The sequence below is a fragment of the Streptomyces sp. genome (assembly GCF_031181705.1).
Lineage (GTDB): Bacteria > Actinomycetota > Actinomycetes > Streptomycetales > Streptomycetaceae > Streptomyces.
Genome location: NZ_JAPSKN010000014.1, coordinates 1 through 17,969, shown reverse-complemented (window position 1 = coordinate 17,969; position 17,969 = coordinate 1). Strand labels below are relative to the sequence as shown.

18 protein-coding genes are annotated in these 17,969 nt (G+C 73.9%); 7 read left to right on the top strand and 11 right to left on the bottom strand.

Translation table 11 applies throughout. The features are described from left to right. Positions 1–267 precede the first annotated feature (267 nt). On the top strand, positions 268–762 hold the full coding sequence (locus RIN80_RS05230) for a hypothetical protein (RefSeq protein ID WP_309094296.1): 495 nt from the start codon (positions 268–270) through the stop codon (positions 760–762). A 30-nt stretch (positions 763–792) separates the two neighbouring features. Here the strand turns inward: RIN80_RS05230 and RIN80_RS05225 are convergent, their stop codons facing one another. The 7 genes from RIN80_RS05225 to RIN80_RS05195 form a co-directional block, all read right to left on the bottom strand. Then, positions 793–1,008 (bottom strand): dodecin, encoded by a 216-nt coding sequence (locus RIN80_RS05225; protein ID WP_094053312.1) that lies wholly within the window; start codon positions 1,006–1,008, stop codon positions 793–795. Positions 1,009–1,123: 115 nt separating this feature from the next. Continuing rightward, positions 1,124–2,086, bottom strand: coding sequence for an L-histidine N(alpha)-methyltransferase (egtD, locus tag RIN80_RS05220; RefSeq protein WP_309094295.1), 963 nt, complete (start codon positions 2,084–2,086; stop codon positions 1,124–1,126). Continuing rightward, positions 2,083–2,871, bottom strand: coding sequence for an ergothioneine biosynthesis protein EgtC (egtC, locus tag RIN80_RS05215; protein WP_309094294.1), 789 nt, complete (start codon positions 2,869–2,871; stop codon positions 2,083–2,085). Before egtC ends, egtD begins: the two co-directional genes overlap by 4 nt. Next, complete coding sequence (gene egtB, locus RIN80_RS05210; protein ID WP_309094293.1) at positions 2,871–4,214, bottom strand: ergothioneine biosynthesis protein EgtB; 1,344 nt, start codon at positions 4,212–4,214, stop codon at positions 2,871–2,873. Before egtB ends, egtC begins: the two co-directional genes overlap by 1 nt. Then, a complete protein-coding gene (gene egtA, locus RIN80_RS05205) occupies positions 4,211–5,512 on the bottom strand; it encodes an ergothioneine biosynthesis glutamate--cysteine ligase EgtA (protein WP_309094292.1) in 1,302 nt (433 codons plus the stop codon). The genes egtB and egtA overlap by 4 nt, the downstream gene beginning before the upstream one ends. A 792-nt stretch (positions 5,513–6,304) precedes the next feature. Continuing rightward, positions 6,305–6,751 carry a type II toxin-antitoxin system PemK/MazF family toxin gene (locus tag RIN80_RS05200; protein WP_309094291.1) on the bottom strand — a complete coding sequence of 149 codons (447 nt, stop codon included), beginning with the start codon at positions 6,749–6,751 and terminating at the stop codon, positions 6,305–6,307. Between the two features lie 107 nt (positions 6,752–6,858). Then, positions 6,859–8,283: an amidase gene (locus RIN80_RS05195; RefSeq protein WP_309094290.1), complete on the bottom strand. Its 1,425-nt coding sequence runs from the start codon at positions 8,281–8,283 to the stop codon at positions 6,859–6,861. A gap of 240 nt (positions 8,284–8,523) precedes the next feature. Here RIN80_RS05195 and RIN80_RS05190 point away from each other — a divergent pair, with 240 nt between their 5' ends. Next, positions 8,524–9,912 carry a glycoside hydrolase family 43 protein gene (locus tag RIN80_RS05190; protein WP_309094289.1) on the top strand — a complete coding sequence of 463 codons (1,389 nt, stop codon included), beginning with the start codon at positions 8,524–8,526 and terminating at the stop codon, positions 9,910–9,912. 80 nt (positions 9,913–9,992) lie between these two features. Here the strand turns inward: RIN80_RS05190 and RIN80_RS05185 are convergent, their stop codons facing one another. Beyond that, the gene (locus tag RIN80_RS05185) at positions 9,993–10,442 is read right to left on the bottom strand and encodes a spore-associated protein (protein ID WP_309094288.1); all 450 of its coding nucleotides are present in this window, start codon (positions 10,440–10,442) and stop codon (positions 9,993–9,995) included. A gap of 338 nt (positions 10,443–10,780) precedes the next feature. Here RIN80_RS05185 and RIN80_RS05180 point away from each other — a divergent pair, with 338 nt between their 5' ends. The 3 genes from RIN80_RS05180 to RIN80_RS05170 all read left to right on the top strand — a co-directional run bounded on the left by RIN80_RS05180 (position 10,781) and on the right by RIN80_RS05170 (position 14,353). Then, complete coding sequence (locus RIN80_RS05180) at positions 10,781–11,734, top strand: hypothetical protein (RefSeq protein WP_309094287.1); 954 nt, start codon at positions 10,781–10,783, stop codon at positions 11,732–11,734. A 301-nt stretch (positions 11,735–12,035) separates the two neighbouring features. After that, positions 12,036–12,809 carry a serine/threonine protein kinase gene (locus RIN80_RS05175; RefSeq protein WP_309094286.1) on the top strand — a complete coding sequence of 258 codons (774 nt, stop codon included), beginning with the start codon at positions 12,036–12,038 and terminating at the stop codon, positions 12,807–12,809. After that, positions 12,806–14,353, top strand: coding sequence for a serine/threonine-protein kinase (locus RIN80_RS05170; RefSeq protein ID WP_309094285.1), 1,548 nt, complete (start codon positions 12,806–12,808; stop codon positions 14,351–14,353). The genes RIN80_RS05175 and RIN80_RS05170 overlap by 4 nt, the downstream gene beginning before the upstream one ends. A gap of 73 nt (positions 14,354–14,426) precedes the next feature. Here RIN80_RS05170 and RIN80_RS05165 read toward each other — a convergent pair whose 3' ends face one another. Continuing rightward, positions 14,427–15,602 (bottom strand): hypothetical protein, encoded by a 1,176-nt coding sequence (locus RIN80_RS05165; protein ID WP_309094284.1) that lies wholly within the window; start codon positions 15,600–15,602, stop codon positions 14,427–14,429. A gap of 274 nt (positions 15,603–15,876) precedes the next feature. Between RIN80_RS05165 and RIN80_RS05160 the strand changes: the two genes are divergently transcribed. Further along, a complete protein-coding gene (locus tag RIN80_RS05160) occupies positions 15,877–16,326 on the top strand; it encodes a hypothetical protein (RefSeq protein ID WP_309094283.1) in 450 nt (149 codons plus the stop codon). Positions 16,327–16,420: 94 nt separating this feature from the next. Here RIN80_RS05160 and RIN80_RS05155 read toward each other — a convergent pair whose 3' ends face one another. Both RIN80_RS05155 and RIN80_RS05150 read right to left on the bottom strand, forming a co-directional pair. After that, the gene (locus RIN80_RS05155) at positions 16,421–16,795 is read right to left on the bottom strand and encodes a peptidase M23 (protein ID WP_309094282.1); all 375 of its coding nucleotides are present in this window, start codon (positions 16,793–16,795) and stop codon (positions 16,421–16,423) included. A gap of 76 nt (positions 16,796–16,871) precedes the next feature. After that, positions 16,872–17,246 carry an SH3 domain-containing protein gene (locus RIN80_RS05150; RefSeq protein ID WP_309094281.1) on the bottom strand — a complete coding sequence of 125 codons (375 nt, stop codon included), beginning with the start codon at positions 17,244–17,246 and terminating at the stop codon, positions 16,872–16,874. A gap of 257 nt (positions 17,247–17,503) precedes the next feature. On the opposite strand from RIN80_RS05150, the gene RIN80_RS05145 reads away from it, so the two are divergent. Then, positions 17,504–17,932 carry a VOC family protein gene (locus tag RIN80_RS05145; protein WP_309094338.1) on the top strand — a complete coding sequence of 143 codons (429 nt, stop codon included), beginning with the start codon at positions 17,504–17,506 and terminating at the stop codon, positions 17,930–17,932. The last annotated feature ends 37 nt before the right edge of the window (positions 17,933–17,969 follow it).

Genomic DNA, 17,969 nt, shown 5'->3' with positions numbered 1-17,969 from the left:
CGGGTGGTGGCGAGGCTGGAAGCGGAGTATGTCAGTGCCGTGCTTGAGCCATCAACCGTGCGGATGAATGGCCCCGCGCGCATGGCTCGTTCACGCCTGGTCGCGCAACGGACGGTCCCGCGACGGCCTGCGGGAAAAGGCGGGGCGGCGAGTGATCCGGATCGCTTCTCCGGCCAGGCTGGCCGAAATGCGCCACCGGGCTCGGCCCGGTGCGGACCGACGCGGGCCGGGGGCCGGGACGGCGACCGGGGGCCTAGGCTGGGCTGCGTGAACGACGATCGCAGCAAGGCCCCGCTGGCCGTCTTCGACCTGGACAACACCCTCGCCGACACCGCGCACCGGCAGCGCTTCCTGGAGCGCAGGCCGAAGGACTGGGACGGGTTCTTCGCCGCGGCGCCGCAGGACGGGCCGCTGGCCGAGGGCATCGCGCTGGTCGGGGAGAGCGCGCGGGAGTGCGAGATCGTCTACCTCACCGGGCGGCCCGAGCGCTGCCGGCGCGACACGCTGGACTGGCTGGCCGCACAGGGGCTGCCCGAGGGGCGCGTGTACATGCGGCGGGACGCCGACCGCCGGCCCGCCCGGTTCACCAAGCTGGAGGTCCTGAAGCGGCTCGCCCGCACGCGCGAGGTCCGCGTCCTCGTCGACGACGACGAACTGGTCTGCGAGGACGCCCGGCGCGCGGGCTTCACCGTCGTACGGGCCGACTGGGCGGACCGGTCCGCCGAGATGAAGGCGGCGCAGGAGCGGGAAGGACGCACCTGAGACCGGGACCCGTGCGGTGGACCGGCTGCGCTACTCGGACCCCTCCAGCCGGAAGCCCACCTTGAGTCCCACCTGCCAGTGGGCGATCCGGCCCTCCTCCAGCTGGCCGCGCACCTGCGTCACCTCGAACCAGTCCAGGTTGCGCAGGGTCTGCGAGGCCCGGTCGATGCCGTTGCGGATCGCCTGGTCGACGCCGTCGGGCGAGGTGCCGACGATCTCCGTGACCCGGTAGGTGTGGTTCGACATGCCGCTGCTCCTCCGTGAGTGACCGGTGTGCCACGCGTCACTCCACCGTGCCCCACGCGGCGGCGAAGCGCGAGACGTCGTCCCCGCCCCGCCGCCGTCCAGGGGCCCTGCGGTGTCAGCGCGCCACGCTCAGCGACAGCGCGAACCGGCCCGCGCCGTCCGTCCACCAGTGGGTCAGGTCCAGGGCCGCCGCGGACAGTTCGGCGCGCACGCCCTCCCGCCGGAACTTCGCCGAGACCTCGGTGCGCAGTTCCTCGCCCGCCGCGAAGTCGACGGCGAGGCCGAGCGCCGGCACCTTCACCGTCTGCGCCGTACGGGAGCGCAGCCGCATCTCGATCCACTCGTGCCCGGCGTCCCACAGGGCCACGTGGTCGAACGCGCCGGGCTCGAAGTCGGCGCCCAGCTCCCGGTTGATCACGGTCAGCACGTTCTTGTTGAACGCGGCCGTCACCCCGGCGGCGTCGTCGTAGGCCCGGACCAGGACTTCCTCGTCCTTGACCAGGTCCGTGCCGAGCAGCAGCGCGTCGCCCGGGGTGAGCAGGGCGCGTACGGCGGCCAGGAACGCGGCGCGCTCGGCGGGCAGCAGGTTGCCGATGGTGCCGCCGAGGAACGCCACCAGCCGGGGTCCCGGCGTGTCCGGCAGCGTCAGCTCCGCCGTGAAGTCGGCGATCAGCGCGTGCACGTCCAGCCCGGGCCGCTCGGCGGCGAGCGCCTGCCCGGCCTGGGTGAGGGCACTGCCGCTGACGTCGACCGGGACGTATGTGCGCAGGTCCGTCAGGGCGTCCAGCAGGTGCCGCGTCTTGTCGGAGGAGCCGGAGCCCAGCTCGACCAGGGTGCGGGCGCCGGTCGCCGCGGCGATGGCGCCGGAGCGGGCGAGGAGGATCTCCCGTTCGGCGCGGGTCGGGTAGTACTCGGGCAGTTCGGTGATCCGCTCGAACAGGTCGCTGCCGTGCGCGTCGTAGAACCACTTGGGCGGCAGCGTCTTGGGGCGGCCGGTCAGACCCCGGTGGACGTCGGCGCGCAGCGCGGCCTCCGTGGCGTCCCCGGGCAGCGTGCGGGTCAGGTGGAACGGGCTCACGTACGGGACTCCTTCGAGGATGGCGCGAGGGGTTCGGCCGGCTCCTTCAGCGGGGTGAGCAGCACGTCCGTGCGGCTCGCCGCGAGGAGTGTGCGGTCGGGGACCTGCCGCCAGTGCGGGTCGTCGTCGTAGGGCTCGGAGGCCACGACGGTGCCGCCGCCGGGCCGGGTGAGGTACCACAGGGTGTCGCCCCAGGCGGTGGCGGTGATCGTGTCGCCGTTGGTGAGCAGCAGGTTGAGGCGGGAGCCGGGGGCCGCCGCCGCGACCTCCAGCACCGTGTCGGCCAGCGCCTGGCCCTCCTCGTCGCCGCCGCGCAGCCGCGCCAGGACCAGCGCCCAGACGAGCGCCGAGTCGTTGCGGGCCTCCAGCGACAGCAGGTCCTCGGGCGGCAGCGTCCGGGACACCGCGGCCAGGGAGCCGGGCCAGCCCCGGACCGCGCCGTTGTGGCTGAACAGCCAGGTCCCCGCCGCGAACGGGGCCGCGGCGGCCTCGGCGTCGGCGCCCGACAGGGTCGCGTCCCGCACCGCGGCGAGCAGCGCGGTGGTCCGCACGACCCGGGCGAGGTCGGTGAACGACAGGTCCGCCCAGATCGGCCCGGCCCGGCGGTAGCGGGCCGGCACCGGGTCTCCTTGCGCGTACCAGCCGACGCCGAAACCGTCGGCGTTGACCGTCCCGTACCGCTGGTGCCGGGGCGCCCACGACTGCCGGTACAGCGCGTGCGGGGGCTCCACCAGGAACCGGCCGAGCGCCTCCCGCGGTCCCACGTAAGCCATATGACGGCACATCAGACGTCCTCCGAGCGGGCCGTGCGGAACCCGGCGAAGATCTGCCGGCGGATCGGGTAGTCCCAGTTGCGGAACGTGCCCCGGCAGGCCACCGCGTCCACGGCGAACGAACCGCCGCGCAGCACCTTGTGCTCGGGCCCGAAGAAGACTTGCGAGTACTCCTTGTACGGGAACGCCCGAAAACCCGGGTAGGGCAGGAAGTCGCTCGCCGTCCACTCCCAGACGTCGCCGATCAACTGCCGTACGCCGAGCGGCGACTCCCCGGCCGGATAGCTGCCGGCGGGCGCCGGGCGCAGGTGCCGCTGGCCGAGGTTGGCGTGCTCGGGGCCCGGGTCGGCGTCGCCCCAGGGGTAGCGCGTGGAACGGTCGCCGGCCGGGTCGTGGCGGGCCGCCTTCTCCCACTCGGCCTCGGTGGGCAGCCGGCGGCCGGCCCAGCGGGCGTAGGCGTCGGCCTCGTACCAGCACACGTGCACCACGGGCTCGTCGGGCGGGACGACCTCCGTGACGCCGAAGCGGCGCCTGAGCCACTGCCCGCCGTCCCGCCGCCAGAACAGCGGGGCGCCGATGCCGTGCGCGCGGATGTGCGCCCAGCCCTCCGCCGCCCACCAGCGGGGGTCGGTGTACCCGCCGTCCTCGATGAACGCCTGGTAGGCGGCGTTCGTCACCGGCGTGGTGTCGATGTAGAACGGTGCCACCTCGCGCCGGTGCGCGGGGCGTTCGTTGTCCAGGGCCCACGGCTCGTCGGAGGTGCCCATCGTGAACGGGCCGCCCGGCACGAGGACTTCGGACGGGCCGGTGAACAACCCCACCGGCTCCGGGTCCGGGGCGGTCAGGGCCTGCGGACCGGTGCGCAGCTGATGGGTGATCAGCATGGTCTCGTCGTGCTGCTGTTCGTGCTGGGCGATCATCCCGAAGGCGAAGGCGGCCTCGGTCAGCCGCGTCCCGTGCAAGGCGGCCTTCTCCAGCACGTCCAGCGCCCGGGCGCGGACGTCGGCCGCGTAGCTCCGGGCCTCGGCGGGGGAGAGCAGGGGCAGTTTCGGCCGCTCGGCGCGGGGATGCTCGAAGGCGTCGTAGAGGCTGTCTATCTCGGGCCGTATCGCCTCCTGCCCGGCGACGGCCCGCAGCAGCCACTGCTCCTCCTGGTTGCCGATGTGGGCGAGGTCCCACACCAGCGGCGACATCAGGGGCGAGTGCTGCGCCGTCAGGTCGGGCTCCTCGACGCAACTGGTCAGCAGCGTGGTGCGGTCGCGCGCGACGACGAGCGAGGTGAGCGCGCGTGCACGCAGTGCCTCCGGATCGGCGGTGCCGCCGTCCGTGGCGACGGCGGGGGAGAGGTCGGTCATGGGCGGAAGTCCTTCTCGTCGGCGCGAGCGTCCGTGCCGCGCTGTCGGTCGAGCAGGTCGTCGGCGGGGCAGCGGCCCAGGACGACATGGCGGTCCAGGAAGGCGGTGACGGCCTCGACGACCCCGGGGGCGGCGCCGAGCCGGGGCAGGGCGTCCAGCGCGGTCGTGAAGCAGGTGACGGCCACCTCGCGCAGTTCGGCGTCGGCCAGTCCCGAGCGGGCCGCGTCCAGCCACAGCGGGTTGTGCGGAGCGGGCAGCCCCTGCGCCCGTTCGGCCAGCGGCTTCACGGCCCGGTAGGCGGTCTCGGCTGCCTCCGGGTCGTCGAACAGCGCCGCGACCACCGCCAGCGGCACGATCCAGCCGTCGTCGCCGGGCTGCGCGTCGATCATGCGCAGTTCGAGATGGCCGCGCGGCCTGACCGGCGGGAACAGCGTGCTGACGTGGTAGTCGAGGTCATCCCGGGTGGGCGGGCGGGGCGCGCCGGTGCGGATCCACTCGCGGAAGGTGAGCCCGTCCGGGACCTCCCACGGCGCGCCCTCGTGCCGTACGCACATCACGGGGGCGTCCAGCACGTGCCGGGCCCAGGCGCCGCGCGGGTCGGCGTCCAGCGGCGGGCCGCCCGCCCGGCCGGCGCCGATCCTGGTCCACAGCAGCTGCCGGGTGGACAGCCAGCCGGTCGGCCGGTGGCCGGCGAGCGGGGAGTTGGCGAACGCCGCCACCAGGACCGCGCCCAGGTGGTGGGCGAGCCACCAGCGCCGCACATGGCCGAGGGGTCCGGGCACCTCGTGGCCGGCGTCCAGGCACACCTGCACGGAGGCCGAGGTGCACATCATGGCGCGGCCGGCGGGACCGTCGCGGTCCAGACAGGCCTCCATGGCGTCATAGCGCGGCTCGCGCAGGAACCGGCGGGGTTCGTGCCACGGATCGTGGCCGAGGCCGACGAGGGCGAGACCGTCCTCGCGCAGGACGGCGCGGACGGCGTCCAGATCGGCGGAGACGGTGCGGACGACCTCCGTCAGGGAGGCGGCGGGCGGCGAGCTCAGCTCCAGCTGGCCGCCGGGCTCCACGGTGAGCGCCGACCTCAGGGGCAGGGTCCGCAGTGCGGCGTAGGCCGCTTCGAGTCGTTCGGGTGTGACGGGGAGCTGCGGTGCGCGCAGCTCGTGGACGAGCCATTCCACCTCGACACCGAGGCGGCGCGGCGGGCCGGTCTTGAAGCAGATGCCGCGGACCAGGGCCTCGACCTCTGCCTCGGACAACAGGGTGCGTGGCTCGGTACAGCCACTTGTCGAATCGGACATGTCGGGATCCTCCTGAGATTCCACCATGCCATCGGGCCGGGCTCTTCGGCGGCCCGGGCCGGGATCACTCGTCCCACCCAAGACGTTCGAGCCGTCTCGCACAAGGGGGCGAATCGGGATGTTCTGGTTCCGTCACAGGGGGCGGCCGTGCGTTCTGCCGTGCTTTCCCCGGCGTTTCCCGGCCACCGAAAAATCGCGTTGCGCCGGGGTCCGCCGTCGGCCACGATGCCGACGTGAGCACGACAGGACCGGCCGCGCGGCACGCGGTCACGGCGCGCACGGGGGTGGCGCCGTGAGCGCGCGCGGCTGCGCGGTGTCGCGCGGGGGACCGGGCGGATCGTCGCGGCGGGGGCCGGACCGCGCCCCGGCGGGCGCGAGGGCTTCATCGCGGCGCAGGTACGGGCGGCGCGGGAAGGCAAGCGGGTCCACAGGCCGGAACCGGTAGCGGTGGCCGCCGTCCGGGTGACGCGCACGCCGGCCGAGGTCGCCGGCGAGCGGTCCGGAGGCCGCCCGCCGGCTGGGGGCGGAGACGTGGCCGTGCTGAACTTCGCCTCGGCCCTCCCGGCGAGCTGTCAACTCCGTCCGAGCAGGAAGGTGCCCCCATCCCGGGCGGCGGCTACTCGACAGCGCCCAGGCACGCGCCCCACGCGGGCGTGGTGCTCCGCGACCGACCCGGCGCAGGTGGCGGGGCGTTGCCAGGGGCTGGACCGGACGAAGGCCCGCACGGTGCCAGGCGCCTTCGAGGAGGTGCTCGGCACCGCTCACGCGGCCGGCCCGGGCACGCCGAGGCGCTCAGCTCCAGCCGTAGCGCTCCTGCAGCCGGCGCCTGACCGCGTTGAACCGCATGCGGTCCAGCGCGCAGGCCTCCCGGCGCATGCCGTCCTCGTGCAGGCGCAGCACCCGGTCGACGTCGACCCACGACGCCCGGCCCGACCGGTCCCAGGGGCCGCTGCCGATCGGCACCCACTCCCGGTCGCCGTCGTGCCGCTTGCTGGACAGCCGCACGGCGAGGAACGTCCCGGCCGGCTCGCGGGCGACGACGAGCACGGGCCGGTCCTTGCCCCGCCCGTCGTTCTCCTCGAACGGCACCCACGTCCAGACGATCTCGCCCGGGTCGGGGTCACCGTCGTGGGCGGGCGAGTACTCCGTGCGCACCCGGCCCACCTCGCGCGGGTCGGCCTGGACGGTGGCGGAGGGGCCGTGGCGGCCGGGGGCGTTCTCATCCGGAATCGCGGTCACGGGGGCACCCTAGAGGCCGCGTCCGCGACCACGCCCGGCGGGGCGCTCGACGTCCACCGGCGCCCTTCCCGGCCGTGCGTCGAGCCTCGTACGGCGTCCAGGAGCGCTCAGGCCGCGGCGGAACGGGCCGTGACCGGCGGCGACGGCCACTTCTCGGGCCAGCGCAGCTCCGCCTCCAGTTGCGCGGCGACCTGCACCAGCAGCGGCTCGCTGTTCGCCGGGCCGAGCAACTGGGCCCCGACGGGCAGGCCGTCCGGTGTGAAGCCGGCGGGCACGTTGATCCCCGGCCAGCCCAGCACGTTCCACGGCCAGGCGTACGGGCAGGCGGCGATCATCGCCCGGTCGGTGGCGAACCCGCTGAGTTCCAGCAGGGCGCCGATGCGGGGCGGGGGAGCGGCGGTCGTGGGCGCGAGGACGACGTCGTAGGAGGTGAAGAACGCGCCGATACGGCGGTGCAGCACGGCCTCCGCCCGCCGCGCCGCCCTGAGCGGGGCCCCGCCGAGGAGCCGGCCCAGCCGGGCCGCGTCCCGGGTGCGCCGGTCCAGCAGAGCCGGGAACGGCGCCTCGCCCACCCGCTCGGCGATCCCGGCCGTCGCGCGCGGCACGAACGTCAGACCGATCTGCCCGTAGGGCGGGTCGGCCTCCTCGACCCGGTGCCCCGCGGCGGCGAGGTGCTCGGCGAGCGCTTCGACCCGGGTGCGGACCTCCGGCAGCAGGCGCGCGGGCACCGCCGTGAACGGCGGCTTGAGGGAGAGCGCGATGCGCAGCCGACCGGGGTCACGGCCCACGGCGGCCGAGACGTCCAGCGCCGGCGGGCGGTGCGGGTCCCGGGCGTGGTTGCCGCTCGCCGCGTCCAGCAGCAGGGCCGCGTCGGCGACCGTGCGGGCGAGGGTGCCGTTGACGGTGATGCCCTGGAAGGACTCGCCGCGCGGCCAGGTGGAGATGCGGCCGCGCTGCGGCTTGATGCCCACCAGGTGGGTCCAGGCGGACGGGATCCGCACCGAACCGGCGCCGTCCGAACCGAGCGCGGCGGGCACCAGCCCGGCGGCGACCGCCGCCGCCGAGCCGCCCGAGGAACCGCCGGGGGTGTGGTCCGGGCTCCACGGGTTGCGGGTCGCGCCGAAGGCGGGCCCCTCGGTGAAGGGCCACTGCCCGAACTCGCAGGTGTTGGTCTTGCCGACGATCACCGCCCCGGCCTCGCGCAGCCGCCGTACGGCCTCGCCGTCCTCGGCGACCGGCGGGAACTCCCCGCAGCAGCCGAACGCGGTCGGCTCGCCGGCCACGTCCATGTCGTCCTTCACCGCGACGGGCACACCGAGCAGCGGCTTGCGGATGCCGGCGGCAAGCTCCCGGTCGGCCGCCTCGGCCTCCGCGAGCGCCGCCCGGGTCCGCACGATCCGGAAGGCGTTGAGGTCGCCCTGCGTCGCGTCGACGCGCGCCAGGGTGCGCTCCACCAGCGCCCGGGACGTCACCTCCCCGGCGGCCAGCGCGCGAGCGGTCTCCGCCAGGCCTGCGGCACGGTCGAGCGTCATGCGGACACCTCCGGAAGCGGCTTGTCTACCGAACGGTAACGTCCGGTGGCCGGCGGGGGAACGCCGCTGTCGGCAGTGGACGTTCACCCACGGGCCACGTCTTCCTCACTGGGCTCATCCGCCGCTGTTCAAACCATTGACGGCCCTTCGACCGGCCTCTAGTTTCTGAGCCCCCACTCGCTGATCGATGTGCCGAACTCTGTTCGACATGTCGAATCCGGTTGCTCGAGGGAGAGCTCCGTGACCCCACATCCCGTCGCCCCGTCCCGCCGCGGCCTGCTGCGCGCCCTGGCCGCCGTGCCCGCCTCGGCGGCGCTGCTGGGCGGGACGCCCGGACTGCTCGGCGGCGCCCTGGCGGCGGCACCCCCGAGCGGCTCGGCCACGCGCTACACGATCGTGCCGTTCCTCGACAGCGACGACGGCACGGTCAACGTCTACCAGTCGGACGACGCCACCGACTTCCGCCTGCTGCGCGCCTCCGCGTACACACCACCCGCCGGCCGGATCCGCGACGCGAGCGTCATCAGGCACACCGACGGCTCCTACTACGTCACCTACACCACGCGCACTTGGCAGGACACCAGCACGACCATCGGCTTCGCCCGCAGCTCCGACCGCGTCAACTGGACCTTCCTGTACGACTACAGAGTTCCCGTGGCCAACCTCTCCCGGGCCTGGGCGCCGGAGTGGTTCGTCGACGGCGACGGCAGCGTGCACCTCATCGTCTCCTGCTCCACCACCGACAACGAGTGGATCTTCACGCCTTATCTGCTGCGGGCCACCGACTCGGCCCTCACGGCGTGGAGTTCACCGGTGCCCCTGGCCGGCATCGGCGCCAACCACATCGACACGTTCATCGTGCGGACCGGCTCGACGTACCACGCCTTCCCGAAGAACGAGACGACGAAGTACATCGAGTACGCCACCGCCTCGAACCTCGCCGGCCCCTACACGATCCGCCGGACGGGCGACTGGGCCGGCTGGGGCGGCTACCGCGAGGGCCCGGCGCTGGTGCGGCTCGACAACGGGGCCTGGCGGATCTTCTTCGACGGCTACGGCGACGGGAACTACTACTACAGCGACAGCCACGACACCTTCGCCACCTGGACGGCGCCGGCCGCACTGCCCGCGATCTCCGGCACGGCCCGGCACTTCACGGTCGTCAAGGAGACCGTGGCGGGCGGACCGGCCCTGGCCCGGAACGTCACCCGCTCCTTCCGCTCCGCCAACTACACGACCCGCTACTGGCAGCAGCGGTCCTCGCTGCTGGACCTGCCGGTCGTCAGCGGCTCCAGCACCACCGCGGAGAAGCAGGCCGCCACCTTCACGGTCGTCGCCGGCCTCGCCGACGGCAGTGGCTACTCCTTCCGCGACGCGTCCGGCAAGTACCTGCGCCACTGGGACTTCCGCGCGCGCTTCGACACGAACGACGGCACCGGCACGTTCGCCGGGGACGCCACGTTCGTCCTGCGCGCCGGCGCGGCGGCGGGCTCCGTCCGCTTCGAGTCGTACAACCACCCCGGCCACTACCTGCGCCACTACGCCTACCAGCTCCGCGTGGAACGCTCGAACGGCACGGACCTGTTCCGTCAGGACAGCTCGTTCCTGCCGGTGGCGGCCTGGGCCTGACCGGCCGCTGTCCGGCTCCCGGCCCGGACGTGACCGGGCCACCACGGACACGGTGTCCGTGGTGGCCGGCCGGAGGTGGATCAGCGGGTGAAGGTCACCCGGTGTTCCTTCAGGGAGCCGCAGTTGGAGCCGTACACCTGCACGTAGGTGTTGGCGATGCTGCCGCCCCAGTCGACGCAGTGGCCCTTGCCGTGGACGTAGGTCGGTCCGGCGTACGACGTGAACAGGCCCTCGTCGTAGTGGCTCTCCTCGGTGTCCGGGACGAAGATCCAGGCCGACATGTTCACGGCCGTGCCCGGGTTGTTGCGGATGGTCGCGACGCAGTTCTGGCCGTTGGCGGAGTTGTAGGTCAGGTAGACCGTCCCCAGCGAGCCGACGGATGCCGAGTTGACCGTCTTGTAGCCGCTTCCACAGACCTTCTGCGGTGTGGTGTCGGGTGCGGCGGAGGCCGGCGCGGCCAGGGCGGTCATGGTCCCCAGCGACAGCGCCGCCACGGCGGACGCGGACAGGATGGAACGGGCGAATCTCATATTTCCCCCATGCAACTCTTCGAGGTGGTTGCTCCTGCATGGTGTGACCCGCCGAAGGTGCAAAGGGTTGTGCGTCATGTACCGGGAAAAACAAGCCAGTTGGTGTTCCCGTGCCGCGCGCGGCGGGGCCGGGCGACCGAGGATGCCCGGATTCCGGCCGGTCTACTCACCGGTCACCCGCACCACACGGGAGGTCCAGAGGATCTGCGCAGGGGTGACACACAGGCTGCACACGGACCGTTCAAAGCCTCGTTAGCGTTACGGCTCGATCCCACGCGCGAACGTGACCAGGCCGCGGCCGGCGAGCCGCCGGAACAGCCAGATCGGGAAGACCACACATGGACTACTGCTCCTCGTGCCGTCGGCACCTCAACGGCGCCTTGGTCTGCCCGGGGTGCGGCGCCTACGCCCCGGACATCGACCCCACCGCCGGCGACGGCCACACCGGCCGGGCCTCCGCGACCGCCACGGCCGCGACCGGGCCGGCCGTACGGGAGTACCCCGCCGTACAGGAGCACCCGGCCGCCACCGGCACCTGGCACGACGGCACCCTGTGGGACGGGACCCCCGCCGGCCCCCGGGACGTCCCCGGCACCGAGGGCGGCCGTGACGAGGCCGCCGGCACCGGCCCGGCCGACGGCCGCGAGGCCCCGGACACCGGCCCGGCCGACGGTTACGCGGCACGCCCGCAGGGGCGGGCGGCCCGGCGGCGCCAGCTGGCCCGCTGGAAGAAGAACCAGCGCCGGGCCGTGGTCGCCACCGCCGTCGCGCTCGTCGGCGGCGGCCTCACCGTCGCCGCGATGAGCGGCGACGCGGCGCCCGGCGTGCAGGCGGCCACCACGCCGGAGGACACCCCCATGGGCGGCGCCAAGGGTGAGGCGCCGACGTACACCGAGCCCACGGCCGACCAGAACGCCACCCCGCGCACCTCGCCCACCGGCCCGCCGCTCGCCGGCCGCGTCTCGCGCCACCAGCAGCCCCCGGCCGCCGATCCCCGCACCACACCGGCGGACACCCGGACGGACACGGCCGCCACGCCGCGCCAGCTGCCGCTGACGACCCCGCCGCGCCGGACCACCGGCCCGAGCGCCGCCGACACGGCCACCGGCACCTCCGGCACCTCCGGGTCGGGCGCCACCGAGCCGGCGGCACCCCCGGCCGCCGGCTCGGACGCCCAGCAGCCGGCGCCCCCCGCGGCCGACCCGCCCGCGACGAGCCCCACCTCGCCCACGACGCCGCCGTCCGACCCGAAGGCGAAGGAGCTGTGCCTCCTCGTCATCTGCCTCGGCTGACTCCCGGCCGGCCCTCCGGGGCGCCCAAGAGCCCGGTATCGGCCGCGGCACCGACGTGCTCGCGCCGCCGCCGGCCGAGCGCGACGGCCCTGCCGCCGTTCGACGCTCAACTCGCCGTGAAGGAAAGCGAGTCGGGACAGGCGCGGGACGCGTGCCGACGGATCATGGCGGGAACTCGCGTGCGTCGCGCGGCGTCCCCGACGCGATGGCCGAGGCGGGCCGCGCCGCCTCCGCGGGAAGCGGAATCCGCCCGTACAATCCTGGCGACCAAATCGGGGGCGTCATCAGCGGGGGAGTCCGCGTGGAAACCATCATCGTGCAGTTGCCCGGTCCGTCGCAGTGGGGCGAGGACGACGCGGGCAGTCCCGAACTGATCCACCTGGGACCGGGGGACGTCGCGGACTTCGGCCGCGGGGGGTCGGGAGTGCGCATCGTCCTGACCGACCCGGGCATCTCGCGCCGGGCCGGGCAACTGGAAGCGGCCGGGGACTACTGGCGGCTGTCCAACTTCAGCCGCAGCGTGTCGTACGTCGTGGAGAACCTGGAGGGTGCCGGCGAGTACCTCACCGTCGCACCGGGGAGGCTCGGCGCACCCGTGCCCTTCGAGTTCTCCCGGGTGGTGCTCCCGGCCCTGTCCGGCACCGCCACGTTCAAGGTGTTCGCGCCCCAGCACGCCTACCTCGGCGAGCAGTCGCTGCCGGGCGGCGGTGAACAGACCGTCCACCCCTTCGCCCTGGACCCCACGTCGAAGTACTTCCTCGTCCTGGTTGCCCTGTGCGAACCCCGGCTGCGCGACTCCTCCGACTCGGCGCTGCCCGGCGTCGGGCAGATCGTGGAGCGGCTGCGGCCGCTGGAGTCCTGCCGGGACCTGACCCGCTCCGCAGTCAACTACCACATCGACTACCTCGCCTTCGCCAAGCTCCGCCTCGACCTCGGCGAGGACACCGCGACCGGCGCCAAGCGCACCCGGCTGGCCTCCGTCGCCCTGCGCTTCGGCCTGGTCCGCGAGGAGCACCTCGCCCTGCTGCCGCCGCGCAACGCCGGCCGCCTCACCCCGCAGGAGGCCGGAGCATGACCTCCGGACACGACCCCCACGAGGACGACCTGGAGACACCCCGGCCCCGCCTCCCGGAGGGCTTCCGGATCGAGGGCTGGGCCGTGGGCGCGGTCATCGGATCGGGCGGCTGGGGAACCGTCTACGAGGCCCGCGCGGTCGCCGACGGCACGCCCGTGGCGGTGAAGGTGCTGCCGACCGGTTCCCTGGGCCCGGGGCAGCGTGCCGCACTCGGCGAACTCGTGGCCCGCGAGGTCCGCTTCAGCGCGGAGGCCGACCACCCGCACCTGGTGCGCACCCACGCCGTGTGCACCGTGGAGGCACCGGAACTGCCCGCCCTCGACGGGGCGATCGCGCTCGTCATGGACCGGGCCGAGGCCAGCCTCAAGGACGTCCTCGACGCGGCCGTCACCGGCGCTCCGATCGACGGCGCCGCCCGCGTCCTGCGCGGCGTCGCCGCCGGCCTCGCCCACATGCACGCCGCCGGCTGGGTGCACGGAGACCTCAAACCCGCCAACGTCCTGCTGGGCGCGGACGGGCAGGTGTGGCTGGCGGACTTCGGGCTGGCCGCCGAACTCGACGGCACCCACGCCCACCTGCCGCCGCTCGGCACGCTGGACCACCTGCCGCCCGAGTGGTGGTCCCAGCGCACCGGCACCGAGGGCGCCCTCGTCAGGCCCACCGCCGACATCTGGGCCTTCGGTGTGCTCGCCCACCAGGTCCTCACCGGCGGCCTGCACCCCTTCCCGGGCGCCACGGCCCGGGCCCGCTCCCTCGCCGCCCAGAGCTACGCCCGCGGCACCGCGTCCCTGCGGCTCGACGCCGGTCTGGACGAGGACCTGCGGCGGCTGATCGCCGACTGCCTGGCACCCGACCACACCGCCCGCCTCCCGCACACGGCCCTCGGCGTCGCCGGCCGTGTCGAGGAGATCACCGGCGGCCCGGCGCGCCGCCGACGACGCCTGGTGCCGGCCGTCGCGGCCGGGCTCGTCGTCGCGACCGCCGCCGCACTGGCCGCTGTCACCCTGGTGGGCACGGACGACGAGGACCGCGACAGCGGTGCCCCCGCCCCCACCGCCACCGGCCCGAGCACTCTTCCGCCCGGGGAGATCCCCGCGGACTCCGACGTGCCCGAGGCGCTGCGCCCCGTCATCACCCGCGCCGCGCACCGCTGCACCGACGAGGAGATCACCCCCGCCCTGCTCGCCGCGATGATCAAGGCCGAGAGCGGCTTCGACCCGAAGGCCTCCCGCCCGGAGAGCGACGAGTACGGCATCGCCATGTGGACGCCGGCGGTGTTCAACGCCTGGGCGGTGGACGGGGACGAGGACGGCGACAAGGACCACATGTCGCCACCGGACGCGATCTCCACCATGAGCGGCTACGTGTGCTGGCTCGACCAGCGCTTCAAGGAGGCCGGGCTGCCGAAGAAGGACCTGCCCGCACTGGTCGCGGCCGGCTACCGCACCAGCGACCGCACGGTCATCGAGGAGGGCGGCGTCCCCGAGCGGGTCCGGCCGCACGTCGACAGGGTGCTCGGCTACCTCGCCGAGTACCAGCGCTGAGACACACCGACGCGAGCGGGGGGCGGAGCCTCGGCCCCACCCCCCGCTCGTCCCCCGTTCCCGTCGCGGACCGCTACGAGGCGCACTCCGGGACGTTCGGCAGCCGGTTGTCCGGCGAACTGATGTAGATGTTGGAGATGTAGCCCTTGTACTGGGGCAGATAGGCCCACCAGTCGTTGGTGTAGGGCGGCACGTTGACCACCTGGCCGCGCACCTGGCAGCCCACCAGCACCTCGACCCCGGCCGGCAGCTGAGTGATCCGGTCGTCACCGGTGGCCGGTCCCTTGCGGACGTTCACGAACTCGCCCCAGGTGCCGAACCACGTCCCCGCGGGCCGCACCCCGCCCGGCACGTTCAGCGAGCGGGTCAGCCGCCCGATGTCGGTGTACGCCTTCCCGTACGAGGTGCCGACCGGGTGCGTGGTCAGCACGGCCACGATCGACCGGTCGTCGGCACCCACCGTGCCGGTGCTGTGCAGGGCGGGACGGGTGAGATCCACGTCCGCTGCTCCCTTCGGAGCGGCCCCCTCGGCCGTCGCGGCCCGGACGTCCGCCGCGCCCTGCGGACCGCAGGTGCCCTTCGCGTACGCGCCGGCCCAGCCCTGCTTCACCGCCCAGGGGCGGTCGAACGCCCCGGCGATGCCGAAGTGCTGGTCGAACTTGTCGGAGGCGCAGCGGGTCGAGGCCCGCAGGTTGTCCATGATGAAGGTGCGCACGGGCGCGGGCGCCTTCTCCAGGATGTACCGGTAGATCGTCACCGTGTCCCGGGCCGACACGGCGCTGTAGCCCCAGTAGCCCGGGTAGCCCGCGGGCGGCCCCTGGGTGTCGCGCAGGCCGAGCCGGTCGGGAGCGACCATCCGGTCGATGATCGCCGAGCCGCCGTACGTCGACCAGTAGTGGTTCGCGGCGTCGTCGTCACTGCTGCGCAGCATCGGCTCCAGCAGCGCCCGGTCGGCCGCGGGGATCGTGTAGTCGGGCCCGCGGTTCCACAGGAAGTCCAGGGCCAGCAGCAGCTTCACGACCGAGGCGGACCTGAACTGCGCGCTGTCGTTGACCTGTTCGGTGAACGTGCCGGTGCGGCGGTCGTAGACGGCGACGCCGGCCGTGACGCCCGGCGGGATCTGGGCGGCCGCCGCCCGGACGGTGCCCGCGGCCTTCTCCGGCCGTGGCTGTGCCGCCGCACCGCTCGTGAGCGACGCGACCGTGACGACGGCCGCGAGCGCGGCGGCGCCGCGCAGGAGCATGCGCATGGTTGCCCTTCCTGGTCTGCCGGTGGTCCGCGGGGAACCTCGGCCCCGTGGCCGACACAGTAGGGGCCGCGGCGGGCGAACGGTCCTGACGGATGTCAGGGGGCCACCGCGCCCCGCCGCACCCCGGGCGACCTGCGGTGCCGACCCTGATAGATGTCAGGTGCCGTGGACGGGGCGACGGACCGTACGGTCTCGGCAGCGAGCGAGGGCCGGCTGGGCAGCCGGCCGCCCGCGCACGGCCGGACACATCCGACGACCACACGAAAGAGGACTCATGAGCCGCCGATCTCTCAGGACACTGCTGGCCGCCGGGGGCGCCGCCGCGGTGATGGCGCTCCTCCCCACCTCCGCCCAGGCGGCTTCCTACTCGGGCGGCAACTACGGGGCCTACGGGAACGAGGGGCAGTACCCCACCACCTCCTACTGCTCGGGCACGTTCCGGCAGATCGGGCCCACCAAGTACGCCGAAGGCATGGCCCTGAAGTACTTCTACTCCGACAAGTGCGGCTCGTTCGCCCGGATCGAGAACTCGCGGGCCGGCTGTGCCGCCGTGCTCCAGCGTTCCGACAGCGGCGTGGGGCGCGTCGACGGGTGGGTCTCCGAGACCGTCGACCCCGGCATCAACTACGCCTACACGATGATGGGCAACAACCTCCACGGCCGCGTCTCGAAGGCCGTGCTCTCCTGCGACGGCCACGACCTGGCCGAGACCGGCTGGTACTGAGCGGCGCGCACGCCGAAGGGGCGGACCGGAACGTTCGGTCCGCCCCTTCGGGCTGTCCGTCCACCGGCCGCGGGCCGGTGGACGGGACGGTGCGTCAGCAGTCCGGGACGCCGGCGATCTTCTGGCCGCCGCGGATGTACAGGTTGTTCACCCAGGCGACGTCGCTGCCCGTGAACTCCATGACGGCGGTCCACCAGTTGTTGGTGCCGACCGCCGGGTCGTGCACGGTCTGGCCCTGCGTCTGGCAGATGGCGTCCGCCCACCACTGCGAACGCTGCGCGAGACGCGGGGAGTCGGTCGTGGGCTGCTGACGCAGGTTCACGTCGGTGGCCCAGATGTAGACGTCGGTCAGCGCCGGGTCGCCCCCGTTGGCGACGGCCGGGGCCGCCTGCGCCGAGGTGGCGAGACCGCCGACGGCGAGCGCGGCCGCGGCGAGGCTGAGGGCGGTGCAGCTGATCAGTCGCTTCATGTGTCTGTCCCCCGTAGGACTAGGAGTTGAGGGTGTGGACGGCGTGGTCCGTGCGGTCCGACGTGGTCATGTCGGGTCAGCAGCGCGCCGAGGCCGGCAGGTCGCCGTACTCGTTGCCCTTGAGGTACACGGCGCTGACGTAGCCCTCCAGGAGCTTCACCCAGACGTCGTTGGAGTAGCCGTTGTCGTTGATGCGCTCGCCGCGGGTCCAGCAGTAGGCGCCGAGCGGCTGGCCCGCCGGGACGGTGGTGATGATGCCGTAGCCGGTGCCCGGACCCCTGCGGACGTTCACGGCCTCGTAGGGCACGACCGCGTACGGCGCGGCCAGCACGTGGGCGCCGCCCTGCTCGCCGGCGGCGGCCGCGGTGGCGGTCCCGGCGGTGAGCGGTCCGAGCAGGGCGAGCGCCCCGGCGCCGACGAGCGCGGCCTTGGCGAAGAGACGAATGGACATGTCGAGATCCCCCTGATGGTGTGTCCGACGCTCAGCACTGTAGGGAGGCCCGGGACGGCACGGTCCCTGACAATTGTCAGGATCGCCCGCACCGGCAGGGCCGACGGACCCGCGCCGGGGAGCCGCTCGGTCACGGCCGAAAACCGCTCGACGGCCGTGCCCGCCCCTGTCTACGATCCACGGCGCGGCATCGCGTGCCGGTCACCGGCCGGGTGAGGCATGGAGGCGCCGTGGAGATGCCCGTGGAGGCATTGACCGTGTCAGTCGACTTCAATCACACCATCGTCCTGTCCCGTGACCGGGAGCAGTCCGCCCACTTCCTCGCGAAGATCCTCGGCCTGGAGGTCGGGGCGCCGACCGGGGTGTTCCTGCCGGTGACGACCGCCAACGGCGTCACGCTGGACTTCCTCACCATCGACGCCGACATCCCCATGCAGCACTACGCGTTCCTCGTCTCCGAGGACGAGTTCGACGAGGCCCTCGCCCGCCTCGTCGAGGCCCGCATTCCGATCCAGGCCGACCCGCACGGCAACCACCCGCGCCGGATCAACCGCAACGACGGCGGCCGGGGCGTCTACTTCCTCGATCCGTCCGGCCACGGCCTGGAGATCATCACCCGCCCGTACGGCACCGATCCCGCCTCCCCTCTGAACGGGGTCACGGAGGACGTCGCCGGGGCGGTCTGAGCGGCGGCGGGAGCCGCGCGGCGGCTGAACGGCCGTT